This window comes from Anaerococcus vaginalis ATCC 51170, assembly GCF_000163295.1.
Classification (GTDB): Bacteria; Bacillota; Clostridia; order Tissierellales; family Peptoniphilaceae; genus Anaerococcus; species Anaerococcus vaginalis.
This window is the reverse complement of the sequence record NZ_GG700527.1, coordinates 1,829,086-1,843,635: the sequence shown is the minus strand read 5'-3', so window position 1 is coordinate 1,843,635 and position 14,550 is coordinate 1,829,086. Positions and strand designations below refer to the sequence as shown.

10 protein-coding genes are annotated in these 14,550 nt (G+C 28.5%); 2 read left to right on the top strand and 8 right to left on the bottom strand.

What is annotated here, in order from left to right; translation table 11 throughout:
* The gene (locus HMPREF0078_RS08585; protein ID WP_004839840.1) at positions 1-519 is read right to left on the bottom strand and encodes an FUSC family protein; all 519 of its coding nucleotides are present in this window, start codon (positions 517-519) and stop codon (positions 1-3) included.
* Positions 516-1,376, bottom strand: coding sequence for a nucleoside hydrolase (locus tag HMPREF0078_RS08580; RefSeq protein WP_004839838.1), 861 nt, complete (start codon positions 1,374-1,376; stop codon positions 516-518). The genes HMPREF0078_RS08585 and HMPREF0078_RS08580 overlap by 4 nt, the downstream gene beginning before the upstream one ends.
* 260 nt (positions 1,377-1,636) lie before the next feature.
* Here HMPREF0078_RS08580 and HMPREF0078_RS08575 point away from each other — a divergent pair, with 260 nt between their 5' ends.
* Entirely contained in the window at positions 1,637-2,659 is a 1,023-nt protein-coding gene (locus tag HMPREF0078_RS08575) for a PTS transporter subunit IIC (protein WP_004839836.1), read from the top strand.
* A 107-nt stretch (positions 2,660-2,766) separates the two neighbouring features.
* On the opposite strand, the gene HMPREF0078_RS08570 is transcribed toward HMPREF0078_RS08575, so the two are convergent.
* The 6 genes from HMPREF0078_RS08570 to gltX all read right to left on the bottom strand — a co-directional run bounded on the left by HMPREF0078_RS08570 (position 2,767) and on the right by gltX (position 11,435).
* On the bottom strand, positions 2,767-5,583 hold the full coding sequence (locus tag HMPREF0078_RS08570; protein ID WP_004839834.1) for a hypothetical protein: 2,817 nt from the start codon (positions 5,581-5,583) through the stop codon (positions 2,767-2,769).
* A gap of 635 nt (positions 5,584-6,218) precedes the next feature.
* Positions 6,219-7,220: a sigma-70 family RNA polymerase sigma factor gene (locus HMPREF0078_RS08565; protein ID WP_004839833.1), complete on the bottom strand. Its 1,002-nt coding sequence runs from the start codon at positions 7,218-7,220 to the stop codon at positions 6,219-6,221.
* Between the two features lie 89 nt (positions 7,221-7,309).
* Positions 7,310-7,834 carry an NYN domain-containing protein gene (locus HMPREF0078_RS08560; RefSeq protein ID WP_004839831.1) on the bottom strand — a complete coding sequence of 175 codons (525 nt, stop codon included), beginning with the start codon at positions 7,832-7,834 and terminating at the stop codon, positions 7,310-7,312.
* A complete protein-coding gene (gene rlmB / locus HMPREF0078_RS08555; RefSeq protein WP_004839829.1) occupies positions 7,821-8,534 on the bottom strand; it encodes a 23S rRNA (guanosine(2251)-2'-O)-methyltransferase RlmB in 714 nt (237 codons plus the stop codon). Before rlmB ends, HMPREF0078_RS08560 begins: the two co-directional genes overlap by 14 nt.
* Positions 8,534-9,952, bottom strand: coding sequence for a cysteine--tRNA ligase (gene cysS / locus HMPREF0078_RS08550; RefSeq protein ID WP_004839827.1), 1,419 nt, complete (start codon positions 9,950-9,952; stop codon positions 8,534-8,536). Before cysS ends, rlmB begins: the two co-directional genes overlap by 1 nt.
* A 1-nt stretch (position 9,953) precedes the next feature.
* On the bottom strand, positions 9,954-11,435 hold the full coding sequence (gltX, locus tag HMPREF0078_RS08545; RefSeq protein WP_004839825.1) for a glutamate--tRNA ligase: 1,482 nt from the start codon (positions 11,433-11,435) through the stop codon (positions 9,954-9,956).
* Positions 11,436-11,739: 304 nt separating this feature from the next.
* Between gltX and HMPREF0078_RS08540 the strand changes: the two genes are divergently transcribed.
* Positions 11,740-14,550, top strand: coding sequence for an AAA family ATPase (locus HMPREF0078_RS08540; protein WP_004839823.1), 2,811 nt, complete (start codon positions 11,740-11,742; stop codon positions 14,548-14,550).

The window sequence follows — 14,550 nt, the reverse complement described above, 5'->3', positions numbered from 1 at the left end:
TCACTTCTCATCTTTTTCCTTTTCATACTTAATAAATTTTAAAATTTCAAAATCAAGAGAATTTACCAAAATTGCAATTACAACTCCAACCAAGGTATCAAGAACCCTATTTACCGCAAAATCTATTGCTCCAAAATTTTCTCCAGCATGATTTATAGAAACCGAAGCTAGGACTATGCACATTATTGAAATGGCGTTTGGTTTTTCCATAGAAGAAACTATCCAAATCAAAAAAGCCATAATTACCGATAATAAAAAATAATTTTCTATTTCATTAGTAAGATTTTTCTTTACAAATAAAAGGTATAAAAATCCAACAAAACCACCAATAAAAGTTCCCAAAATCCTATTTAAACCAATCTCTATTGATTCATTTACATCATTTTTCGTACAAATTATTGCAGCAATCGCAGAATAAAAGGGAAGGGCATCGGCAGATCTAAAGTGGGAAAAAGTAAAAGACAAAAACACAGCCAAGGCCGTTTTAAAAATTCTTTGTCCTGGTTTCTTTAGTTTCATAGACCAAGCCTGTCACTTAAAAAGTCAAAAAATGTTTGATCATTTACCCTATTTGCCAAATATTTTTTGTTTTTTGAAGATATTTCAACAACACTTCCCCTATCAAAATCTTCATTCACCTTGATAGCTTTTTCTTCAAAAATAAAGGCTTGAGGTTTTAAAAGCATATATAAAAGTAAACCCGCTTTAATTTCTCTTTCATTTTTTGGCAAAGATTTATACAAATCTTTTATTTTCTCAAAAACTGGATCAGAAGTTGATTTTTCCAAAATTTCATCTGGCAAGGTCAAAGAATTTGAAATATCAATTGGCAAAATAAAAGTTTCAATATCTTCTTTCAAAACAATATTTGTAGCCTTTGGGTCGGTAAAAAAATTAAATTCTGAATTTTTTGTAATATCTCCAGAAGAAAAATTTGAACCCAAAATAAAAATATGGTCAATGTATGATACAAAATCATCATATTTTATTATTGCTTTTGCTATATTTGTAAGAGGACCTGTCGCAATAATATCAAGCCTTCCACAATCTTTTGCCAAATCATATAAAAAATCTTCAGGACTTGCATCAGATAAATAATCTTTTGTCTTGTCAAAAATTAGAGAATTTTCTCCCCTAATCAAAATTTCTTGATTTTTCAAATTAGAAGATGAGCCCTCACAAATTGGCAAAATTAAATCTTCCATATTTGCCATAGAAAGAATATTTTTTGCGGCAAATTTTGAATCCATAAAAGAGCTTACAGAAGAAATTCCAACAATTTCAAATTCATTAGAATTAAATGCCATTTTAAGCATCAAAATTTCTGATAAAGTAAAATTTGTATCTATATAAATAAATGGTTTTTCTTTTTCCATAATTCACTTCCTTTTTTTAAAAATTATACCAATATTAATTGAATTTTCTATCAAATTTTATAAGCAAAAATATAAATAATATATTTTTAATTTTTATAGTCAATTAAAACTTCTTGGTTTTTAATTTTATTTTCAAAATATATAGTTGTTTGACAAAATACAAATTAATTAAATAAATATAAGAAGATGACCGATTTTTGTGAATATTTACAAATAATAATTTATATAATAAAATAGTTTTTAATGATTAGGAGGAAAAAATGAAAGAATTTTTAAAAAGAAAAGGAATAAGTTTATCGGCAAAAGTTTATTTTATTGATGCTCTAGGCTCAATGGCTTTCGGACTTTTTGCAACTCTTTTGGTTGGGACAATTTTAAACACAATCGGCAAATCTTTTGACATAAAATTTTTGTCAGAAACAATTTGGCCTCTTGCCCAAGAAGCCACAGGACCTGCAATCGCCGTATCAATCGCCTACGCTTTAAACGCTGACAGGTTGATTTTATTTTCATCAACAATTGTAGGACTTGCCGCAAATAAATTGGGAGGTCCAATGGGAGTTTTTATCGCTACATTAATTTCAGTAGAAATTGCAAAAATAATTTCAAAAGAAACAAAAATCGACATAGTTTTAACTCCAGTTGTGACGGTTTTAGTCGGAGTAATGATTGCAAATTTAGTAGGACCTTTTATTCAAACGCTTATGACAAAAATCGGAATAATTATAATGGATGCAACAAGACAAAAGCCTTTTATAATGGGGATTATTGTTTCAGTAATTGTAGGAATTGTTTTGACTCTTCCAATTTCATCGGCTGCTCTTTGTATGACCATAAGTCTTTCGGGGCTTGCGGCAGGGGCTGCGACAATTGGTTGCTGTTGTCAAATGATAGGCTTTGCAGTAATTTCATTTAAAGAAAATAAAACCCAAGGCCTAATCGCTCAAGGACTTGGAACAAGTATGTTACAAATGCCAAATATAATGAGAAATCCAAAAATTTTAATTCCGCCAACACTTGCCTCAGCAATACTAGGACCATTTTCAACAATAATTTTTAAACTAGAAAATTCTCCAATAGGAGCCGGCATGGGAACATGCGGTTTGGTAGGACAAATTTCAACTTTCACAGCAATGAGCCATGTCCCATTTTTAAAATTATTATTTACTATAATAATAATGCATATAATCCTTCCAGCCATAGTTTCCTTAATAATTTATTATTTCATAAAAAAAATCGGCTGGATAAAAGATGGAGATATGAAGTTGGATTTTTCTAAATAAAATTTATTTAATAAAAATATTTTAAATTTAAAAATGGACTATGCAATGCACAGTCCATTATTATTTGTAATTTTTTAAATTCTTATCCAATTTTTCATCTATTAAATTTATTTATTTTTTCTTTTTTTAGAAACAAATAAGCCGCCTACAGAACCTGCCAAGATTGTCAAAATACTTGCTGATGAACCTACTCCAGTTTTAACATTTTTTGATTTATTATTAGCTGGTGTAAGTTTTGCTTTTTTAGAATTTGATGTGATTTCTTTTGCTTTTTCACTTACAAGCTTAGATCCATCAATCATATTTTTAGAACCATCTGGATATGTTATTGTTACACTACCATTTTTTGTCACTTCAATGTTGATAGCCTTTGGATTTGATTTTTTAACCTTACTAGCAATTTCTGCTTTTTCCTTATCAGTCAAATTATTTTTATCTTTAACCAAAGTCTTAGCTGGAATAACTGCTGGATTATTTTGAGCATCTGTTTTATTATTTTGTGCTTGTGCCATTTTCTCAACCAAATCGCTAGCATTAATTGTATCTTTAGAATTATCTGGATATGTTACACTTACATTTCCTTTTTCATCTACTTCTACTTGTGTATTTTCTGGGAAATTATTTTTGTTTAAGTCTTTTATTTTATTTTTTATTTCCTCTTTTTCTTTTTCTGTTAATTTTTCTAAATTTTTAACTTTTACTCTTTCCTTTGGAAGAATTGGATCAATTGTATCAGCAATTGGTTTTTGTTCTAAAGCAGCTAACATTTGTCTTTTCTTAATAATTTCAGCTTTTAGATTTTTTATTTCCAAATCTAAACCATTGATTTTTTCATCTATTTCTTTTATTTTTTCTCTTAACTCTTTTTCTTTTTCATCTTCAGCCTTTTGTTCTTCTTCTAATTTCAAAAGTTTTTCTTTAAGAGTTTTTATCTCATTTGCTGTCTTTTCACTTAAAGCCTGGCTAGCATTTTTTTCTTTTTCTAATTCTTCTATTTCTTTCTTATTTGCGTCAATTTTTTCTTGAATTTTTGCTTTTTCTTCTTCAAGATCTTTAATTGCTTGGTCTTTATTGTCTACAGCCTTTAATCTATTTTGTTTTTCTTCAATGCTATTTTGAATATTTTTAAGATTTTCTTCTTCTACTTGCAAATCTTTTTTAGCTTTTTCCAAAAGATTTTCTTGTTCTTCTTTTGCTGCTTTAAGCTCATTGACCTTTTTTTCAGTTTCTGGCTTGATTTTCTTTATATCTTCAATCTCTTTTTCTAAAAACTTAATTTTCTTGTCAAGCTCATCTTTTTTAGCCTCTAAATTTTCATAATCTTTAAGCTTTTTTTGTTTTTCTGAAATTTGTTTTTCAAGGCCTTCTTTTGCTCCTTTTATAATATTTAATACAATTGGTCCATTATTTTTTCTTTTTTCAAGGTCTTCTATATCTTTTTTTAATTGCTCAATTTTGTCGATTACATCTTTTGGTGTTTTATTATTTAATTTTTTTTCTAATTCTTCTTTTTCTTTTTGAATTGGTGCTATTTGAGCTTTTTTAGCCTTAATATTTGTTTTTATTTCTTGTATTTGTTTATCAAGTTCTTGATTTTTATTAGCTAAGTCTATCGCATCTTTTTTAGCTTGTTCTTTCTTATTTGAAAGTTCAGTAATCTTATTTTGTATATTTGTGTTTTCTAGTTCTTTTTCTTGAATTTGTTTTTTTGAATTTTCAATTATTTCATCAAAATTAGGAACAACACCTTGAGGAGGATTACCAGCTTTTTTAGCTTCTCCATAGTTTTGTTTAGCTTCTTTTGTCCTTTCAATATGTGTATTCAAATTTTGAATATCTCTTTTATTTTCTTCAATTTTAGCTTGTTCGCCTGAAATTTTATTATCAAAGTCTGCTACTTCCTTGCCTTTTTCAGCGATAGTTGCAGAATTTCTTGTCTTTTCTTCCTCTAATTCTTTAACTTTTTTTTCAAGAGTAGACATTTCATCTTCAATTTTTTTAATTTCTTTTTCTTTATTTTCAATATTTTTATCCAAATCAGAATCATAATCCGGATATTTATCTATCCATTTTTGCAATTCAGCCTTTTTCAATTCACAACTAGCATTAATAACCTTTAATTGATCCTCAAAATTTTTTTTGTCTTCTTCGTTTTTCTTTTCTTTTGCTTTCAAATCAATAAGTTCTTGTATAAGGCTTGTCTTATTAGCAATTATATTGTTTAAACTTTCTTGAATTTTTTCTCTTTCTTCTTTAGCTTTTGGAAGTTCTTGTTCATACTTAGCCAAATCAGCTGTATATCTTTCTAAAAGAGCATTTTCTTTCTCATAAGCTTTTTTCTTTTTATCTAATTCTTCACTAGATTTTTCTAGGCTTTCCTCAAGTTTTTTCTTTTTATCTTCACTAACTTTTTCTTTTTTCTTATCTTCTTCTATACTTTCTTCAAGGGCCTTCTTATCCTTTGCTGGATCAAAGTTTTTTACATCCTCAATTTCTTTTTCCTTTTTCTCAAGGGCTTTTCTTAAATTTTCTTTTTCCTCATTAGCTTTTGCTAATTTTTCATCAAAAGATTTAAGATTTTTTTGGTTTTCAGCTTCTTTATCCTCAAGTTCCTTGATTTTATTTTTTAAATCATCAATTTCCTTAGCTAACTTGTCATTTTTCTTGGATAATTTATTAGAAAGTTCAGATTTTTCTTTAAGCAAGTCTTCTTTTTCTTTTAATTTTTCATCCAATTGCTTTTCTAATTGAGCAATTTCTTTTTTAATAAGAGCAATTTTATTTTCAATTTCTTCCTTACTTTTCATATTTATAGAATTTACATTAAGATTTTCTTCAGCCCTTACCATTTTTCCATTTGAAAAAATAATGCTAGAAGACAAAGCAAGCGCCATAGCGTATTTTGCTAATTTTTGTTTTTTCATAATTTATACCTCATCTTTTATATTGTATTAGTTTTGTTTTATACATTATTTTCATATCTTACCAAAATATTTCTAAAGTGTCAACAAAAAATTTTCAAGAAAGTTTATTGATTTAATTTAGCAAACTTAATTGGTGTATGTTAGTAAATATGAGCTTTTTGTGAAATAAAAATGTAAGAAATGTGAGGGATTTTTTAAATAGCAAAAGCAAAATTTGATTTTTAAATAAATATATCTAAAATTTACTCTGGGGAGAAAAAAATATTTGAAATTTTAAAGATAAAAATAAATAAAAATTATTTATTAGAAAATTTTAAAATATTAATAGAATTTTTTGTGAATTTTTTTAAAAATTTTCAAAAAAAAGAAAGTGCAAGCACTTTCTAATTTTTTAATATTAAAATTTTTTATTTCTAATTATAAGTTAATTTTATTTTTTGGAATTTTTTCCAGCTTTGTGGGATAAATATTAAAAACGTGCACACTGGCACGTTTTTAAGCTAATTTACACGCTAATTTATCATTCATTTTTTAATAAATTAGCATTATATTTTATTTTTCGAAATTTAATCCTTAGTTATAGTCCGCGGGATAATCATTAAAAATGTGCCACTGGCACATTTTTAAGCTGATTATCAATCCTGGTCGCTGTATTGTTTTAGTTTTCCTAGGGCTTGGTTTTCTATTTGTCTTATTCTTTCTCTGGATAGATTATATATCGTTCCTATTTCTTCTAGGGTTTTTGGTTTTTCGTTATCCAAACCGTATCTATAAATTATTATTTGTTTTTCTCTATCTGATAATTGATCCAAAGCTTTCATTAGAAAATCTTCCATATCTTTTTTTAGGATTTGATCGTCTACTGGGATTGAATCGTCTCCTACCATATCCATCAGCTCATCGCCTGTTGAATCTTCTGAATCTAAATTTATATTTAAGCTTGTTGAATTTACTTGATTTCTATTTATCAAAAATAAATCGTCGGCTTGTTTTTTGTCGATTCCTTCTTGTTTTAAAATTTTGTATAATTCCTCTTCGCTTGCTTCTGGATTTGCTTTTAATATTTGTTTTAATTTGTTTAATTTTAAATATTTTCCAGCTGGTATTCTTATTGTGTGACCTTCTTTGTTGATTGCTTTTCTTATTGCCTTATCTATCCATTTGTAGGCGTAGGTTGTAAATTTGTATCCCAAAGTAAGGTCAAATTTTTCTGCAGCTCTTATCATTCCAAGCATGCCTGATTGGACTAAATCTTCAAGCTCAAGGTCGTTTCCATGTGAGCGATAAAAATATGATGCTCTGCTTCTGACTAAACCTTGGTTTTTATCTACTAAGGCTCCTAGGGCATTTTGATTTCCTTCTTGGAATTGCTCTACAATTTGTTCATTTGTTAAATCAGAAAGCCTAATTATGTCGGATCTTTGCCTTGCAACGATAGAATTTTTTATTTTTTTTCTATCTTCTTCCTCTTCTATTTCCAGTTCTTCATCTTCCAAAAACTGTTCAAATTCTTCTTTTTCATCTTCTGTTAAGCCCTTATAAATTTTTTGGGCTTGTTTTTCATCAATATCATCTTCATCGAAAAAATCTTTAAATTTTTCAAAGACTTCTTCGTCATTAAAATCTATTTTATCCATATAACCACCATAATTGATCTGCCTAAGCAGTCAAGTTCTTATAAAAATGATTTGAATTTTTATAAATTGAATTTATCTACCTTTACCATTTATTTTTCCAAGTCTTTTTTTATATCATCAAGTTTTTTTATTACATCTTCTGATAAGGGAAATTGCTTGAAATTATTTGAAAAATCTTTTTTTTGATTTCTTTTTATTTTTACCCTTTTATTTAAAAGATCATTCCTAAGCTCAAGGGCAGTAATCCTGCTTGCTCCTCTTTCGAAAGCAAGTGATTGAATTTGCCCATCGTCGGTTACAACTTTTACATTGTGACGACGTGCATATTTGTTTGTCATTTTTTCAATGTAGGTGTCTGCCGTTTGAAATTTTTTGGTATAGACTATTTTTATGCCAAGTTTTTCAAATATATTTTCTTTTTCTCCATCTGAATTGTAGGCATCAAAAACTACGACAAGTTTTTCGTTTGAAAGGGATGCGTATTCTGCCATCTCGTCTATTAATTTTTCACGAGCAAGCTCTAGGGAATTTTCTTTTATACGAATTAATTCAGGCCAAGAATTTATTATGTTATAGCCATCAACATAGGTTATATTTTTTTTAGTTAAAGCCATTTTGTCTTAGACTTTCATAGATTGCGATTGCACTTGCTACCGATGCGTTTAATGAATTTATTTTGCCAAGCATAGGTATTTTTATTAGTCCATCGCAATTTTCTCTTACAAGTCTTGAAAGTCCCTTTCCTTCATTGCCAACAACTAGGGCAATTTTTCCTGTAAGATCTGTTTGGGTAATGTCCCCTTCTGCTTCTCCAGCTAGTCCATAAACCCAAAAATTTTCTTTTTTTATTTCTTTTATGGCCCTATTTATATTTTTAACCATGGCTATATCAATATTGTTGATTGCTCCGGCACTTGTTTTGTAAACTGTTGAATTTACTTTTGCAGATCTTCTTTCTGAAATAATTATTCCATCAAAACCAAAGGCTTCTGCACTTCTAATTATTGCACCAAGATTGTGGGGATCTTCTATTTGGTCTAGAATCATTAGTCTTTTTTTATCTTTCAAATCATCAAGGTCCTTGTATTTGTAATCTTCTACTTCAATTTCAACACCTTGGTGGTTGCCAGAAATTTTTGAAAAATAATCCTTATCCTCATAAAATATTGGCACATTTTCATCTTCTAATTTATTTATAATCTTATCAATTAGCTTGTGATTTTTGCCTTTATTATTTAAAATATGAGCTTTTTTTATATTTTCTCCTGCATCAATGGTTTCAAGTACAGATTTTCTTCCATATATACTTGCCATTATTTAAGCTCCCACTTGGTTCCTTCTCTTGTGTCCTTGATTAAAATTCCCATTTCAGAAAGTTTGTCACGAATTTCATCAGCCTTTTTAAAATCTTTTGCCTTTTTCGCTTCTTTTCTTTCTTCTATTAGTTTATTTATTAAATCTTCATCAATAGAATCGTCTGTTTTTTTTCTGTTTTCTATACCAAGAACATCTTCAAGTTTTATAAATAAATCTCTTGTTTTTTCTACGAATTCTTTTGAAGAATTTTCATCAAGTTTGGTGTTAGCAAATTTTGAAATTTCAAATAAAACTGTTAGTGCATCCGCAGTGTTTAGGTCATCATCCATAACTTTTCTAAAATTATTTTCAAAATTATCAAGCTCTTTAACTAGGTCTTTTTCTTCGTCTTTTAAATTTCCACTAGTTTTTTCCAAAAGATCATCCATCCTAAATTTGGCATTGTTTAATCTTTCTAGGGAATTTTTTGCTTGTTCTATTATTTCTCTTGTGAAATTTATTGGAAGTCTATAGCTTGCAGACAAAAGCCAAAATCTTACAACCATAAGGTCGTATTCTTTTTTGATATCGTGGAGGGTAAAGAAATTTCCCAAAGACTTGCTCATTTTTGTTCCATCAACTTGGATCATGCCGTTGTGCATCCAATAATTTGCAAATTTTTTGCCTGATCTTGTTTCTGATTGGGCAATTTCATTTTCGTGATGAGGAAATTGTAAATCTTCTCCACCAGCGTGAAGGTCAATTGTTTCTCCCAATAATTTTTTGCTCATGGTTGAACATTCTATATGCCAGCCCGGTCTACCCTTGCCCCAAGGAGAATCCCAAGAGACTTCTCCTTCTTTTTTTGTAGCTTTCCATAGGGTAAAGTCCATAGGATTTCTTTTTTTGCCCTTGTCCTTATCATCTAATCTGTTTGATGCGCCTTCTCTTAAATCTTCAATGTTTTTTCCTGAAAGATGTCCATAGTCTTTTGCTTTTGAAATATCAAAATAAACATCTCCATTTGATTCATAAGCACAATCCTTATCCACCAATTCTTTTACAAATTCTATAATATCATCCATAGTTTCTGTAGCTTTTGGATGGATTGTATGCTCTTCGTCAAGATTTAAATCTTTTGCATCTTCCATATAAGCTTTTATATACTTATCTGTAACTTCCTTAGTTGATATCTTATCTTTAATGGCCTTATTTATAATTTTATCATCTACGTCTGTAAAATTTACAACATATTTTACATCATTTCCTAGATATTTTAAATATCTTCTCATTGTATCAAAAATTACCAAAGGACGGGCGTTTCCTATGTGCATATAATCATAAACTGTTGGGCCGCATACATACATTCTTACCTTATTTTCATCAATTGTCTTGAACTCTTCTTTTTGTCTTGTGAATGTATTATATATTTTCATATTAAAAATTTTCCTTAACGTAGTTTAATCTGTCGATCATTTTTTCCTTGCCCATAATAACAAAGGCATTTACAAGTTCTGGTCCGTGAACATTTCCTGTAAGTCCTGCCCTAACAGGGAACCATAAATTCTTTCCTTTTATTCCTGTTTCTTTTTGGATTGATTTCATTATGGTTTTTGCAAAATCTAGACTAACTTCATCAACTTCTTCAAGCTTTCCAATAAAGGCATCAAACAAAGTTTTAGCTTCGTCAGTTTTTATGGCTTCAACTGCTTCATCAGTCCATTTCATATCTTTATCATCTACATAATAAACATAGGCTTCATCTTTTATATCTGTGAATTTATCAATTGCTGATTGCCAAGTAGCTGCAAGAAGATTTAATTTTTCTTCTGGATAATCTTCTCCAAAAAATCCTGCTTCAATACAATATGGTTTTATAGCTTTTGCCAAATCTTCAACGCTCATTTCTCTTACATAATGACCGTTAACCCAATCAAGTTTTCTTACATCAAAAACTGCTCCGGTTTTATTTACCCTATCAAAAGTAAATTGGTCAGCAAGCTCTTTCATTGTAAAAATTTCTTCTTCACTATCAGGAGACCATCCCAAAAGAGCCAAATAATTTATTAATCCTTCTGGTAAATATCCTCTTTCGATGAAATCTTCAACCATTCCATCTCCATTTCTCTTAGAATATTTTTTGTGATCTTTATTTAAAACTGTAGGAAGGTGGATATATTCTGGTGCTTCCCATCCAAAAGCTTGGTATAAAAACACGTGTTTTGGAGTTGAAGAAATCCATTCATCCCCTCTTACAACGTGGGTGATTCCCATTTCATGGTCGTCAACAATAACTGCAAAATGATAAGTTGGATATCCGTCTTCTTTTATCAAAACTTGGTCGTCCATATCATTTGTATTAAAAGTAATTTTTCCCTTAATCCTATCTTCAAAAGAAATATCTGTATCTTTTGGAAGTTTTAATCTTACAGTATATTTTTCTCCGTTAGCAATTTTTTCTTTTGCTTCATCTAATGTTAATGAACGACAAAGTCCATCATATTTTGGTGTAAGACCATCAGCTTTTTGTCTTGCTCTTAAATTATCAAGTCTTTCCTTTGAGCAGAAGCAATAATAAGCCTTGCCTTCTTCGATTAATTTTTCAATATATTTATCATAAATTCCAGCCTTAACCCTATCAGATTGGATATAAGGACCGCAATTTCCTTTTTCGGTAATTTCTCCATTTTCGTCAAGCATAACACCTTCGTCAATTTCAATTCCTGACCATTTTAAAGTCTTCAATAAATTTTCCAAGGCTCCTTCAACAAATCTGGTTCTGTCTGTATCTTCAATTCTTAAAAGCATTTTTCCACCAGTATGTCTTGCATAAAGGTAATTAAAAAGTGCTGTTCTAAGTCCACCGATGTGGAGGTAACCTGTTGGTGATGGTGCAAATCTAACTCTTGTTTCTGTCATAAGTCCTCCTTAAAAATATCACTTTTATTATATAATATCTCGACTAATTTATAAACTTATATTTTTTTGAAATTTTTCACATTTTTTAAAAATAGCGAAAACGAAAGGGAGTGCAAAACTCACTCCCTCCCAAATACTTCTTATATATTAGCATAAAAAATAAATTTTTTCAAGATTTATTATCAATTATAAGGATTTACTTTTAAATGAAAATAAATTATTTTTTAAAGAATAACTTCCTGTTACTAATTGATATTTTTATATTTTAAATATGATATAATTAAATAAAATTAAGGAGGAACAAATGGCAAGATATTTAATAGGCAATTCTAACGATACTTGGAATTTTTATCAAGCTTATTATGCTTGTAGTCCTGGCGATATTTTAGAATTAAAAGAAAATTTTCATCTAATTTTAGAAGATGGATTTTTTGAAATAGATAAAGATTTGACCTTAGAAGGTCACGTTAATTTTGAAGATAATACAAATTATTATACAAATAAAATTGTTGGAAGACTTAACATAAAAAATAAAGCAAATGTAAATATAAATAGTTTGTGGTTAGAATCAAATAATAAATTTGATAATATTTTAAATATTAAAGATTCTTCCACTGTTTTTTTAAATAAAGTAATAATAGATAGAACTGATCTTATAAAATTAGATTCTAATCAAGAAAAATATCCAGAAGTTTATGTTTCTGAAAATTCAAGCTTAAATTTTGAAAATGTAAGTACATTTGATAAGGGCGATTTTTATTCTAAATTATATGCAAAAAATTCTAATATAGAAATCAACAATTCAGACTTATGTCTTTCTTTATCATTTGATTATTCTAATGTAAGTATTAACAAGTCCTGTATAAAAAAATATTACACAAATGCAATAAATGCTAAACATTCAGATTTAAAAATTAATAACTCCACTGTCAACGGAGGAGATACTCAAAAAAGATATCCTTGTTTATACATCTATAACACCAATATAAATTCAAATAACAATTTATTTATACAAAAAAATTACCCTAGCTGCTTATTTTTAAATGAAAACTCATATTTGATCTCTAATGATGACATAGTTTCATCTGTGGATATTAATTCTAGTAGAGCTTTTATTTCAAAATTAACTGTTAATGAAATATTTTGTATAAATCAAAAATCTCTTGCAATTGTAGAAGACTCCTTTAATTTAAAAGGAGAGAATAATGAAAAAATTGACTTGCTTGTTCAAGATAACTCCATACTTAAAACTTACGAAATTTCTCTTAATAGATATTTTGTCCCTAATATTAGAATTAATGGTAGCTCTACCTTATTAACTGAATATTTATCTATTAATGGCGAATATTATTATGATGATGAAAATTCTCCAATAAAAATAGAAAGGTCTGATGATTCCTATTACAAGGTCGGCTTAATTGAAAATGATAATTTGGATGAAGAATTTTTATATGACGAAATAGATGATGATGAAAATATTTCATCAAATGAAAACGAGCTTTCGCCATACGATAAGCTTAATAAGTTAGTTGGATTAAATTCTGTAAAAAATGAAATAAACAAAATGATTAGGATGGTCGAATTTAATAATAAAAGAATCCAAATGGGTTTTCTTCCTGAAGAAAATTCGCTCCATTCTGTATTTCTTGGAAATCCTGGAACTGGAAAAACAACTGTAGCAAGGCTTATTGGCGAAATATTATTTGAATATAAAGCCTTATATAATAAGGAAGAGTTTATTTTCATTGAAGCTAGTGAATCTGATTTAATTTCATCTAATGTCGGTCAAACTGCCGAACAAACTTATAAATTATTAGAAAAAGCAAAAGGTGGAATTTTATTTATAGATGAGGCTTACACCTTAAATAAGGGAGATTCCTCTGTGAATTTCGGTCAAGAAGCTATAAATACTATTCTTAAATATATGGAAGATCACAGAAGTGAAATTATGATAATTTTCGCTGGATACACTAAGGAAATGGAGGAATTTTTAGATACAAATCCTGGTCTAAACTCTAGAGTTGCCAATAAATTTGTTTTTGAAGATTACTCAAGTGATGAGATTGTTCAAATCGGAGAAAGTATTTTAATTGAAAAGCAATATGTAATAGAAGATAGAAATTATTATGAAAAAAATGTGAAATTTGCTTATGAGCAATCTATAGATAAATCTAACGCTAGATGGATTAGAAACTTTAACGAAAAACTACTAAAAGTATTTGCGACAAGAGTTATCGAAAGTGAATCAACAGATCTTTCGACTTTAACAAATGAGGATATTGATCAGGTATTTAATATTGGCAAATACAAAAACTATGATGGAAAAGATGAGGACGCTTATAATAAATTACAAAATCTTATAGGAATAGATCAAGTAAAAAGGCAAGTTGATGAATTTATTTCTATGGCAGAGCTAAATAAAAAAAGAAGAGATTCAGGACAAAAAATCCAAAACTTCACCTTGCATTCCTTATTTCTTGGAAATCCTGGTACAGGAAAAACCACCGTTGCTAGAATTTTAGGTAATCTTCTCTATCAAAAATCTATTATAAAAGAAAATAAATTTATAGAAGTTTCAAGATCAGATCTTGTCGCAGGTTATATAGGTCAAACTGCAATTAAGACAAGAGCAGTTTTAAAATCAGCACTTGGTGGAATTTTATTTATAGATGAAGCATACAGCCTTTCACAAGGATCTGATAATGATTTTGGAAATGAAGCAATAGATGAAATCTTGAAATTTATGGAAGATTATAGAGAAAGCATAGTAATAATATTTGCTGGATATAGCAAGGAAATGAAAGAATTTCTATCTTTAAATTCAGGTCTTCAGTCAAGAGTTCCAAACAAATTTTATTTTGAAGACTACACTGTAGATGAGCTTGTAAAAATTGGCTTATCAAGCTTGGATAAATTCGCATATAAGGTTGATGAAGGACTTTACTATCAAGTTGTAGAAAATAATTATAACAAATCAAACGATCATAGTAATGGACGATGGATTAGAAATTTTAATGAAAAATTAATCAGAATAATGAGCCAAAGAATTTCAAATACAAATGAAGATGATGTAAACACAATTACAATAGAGGATTTGGAACAAATTAAGGAGTAA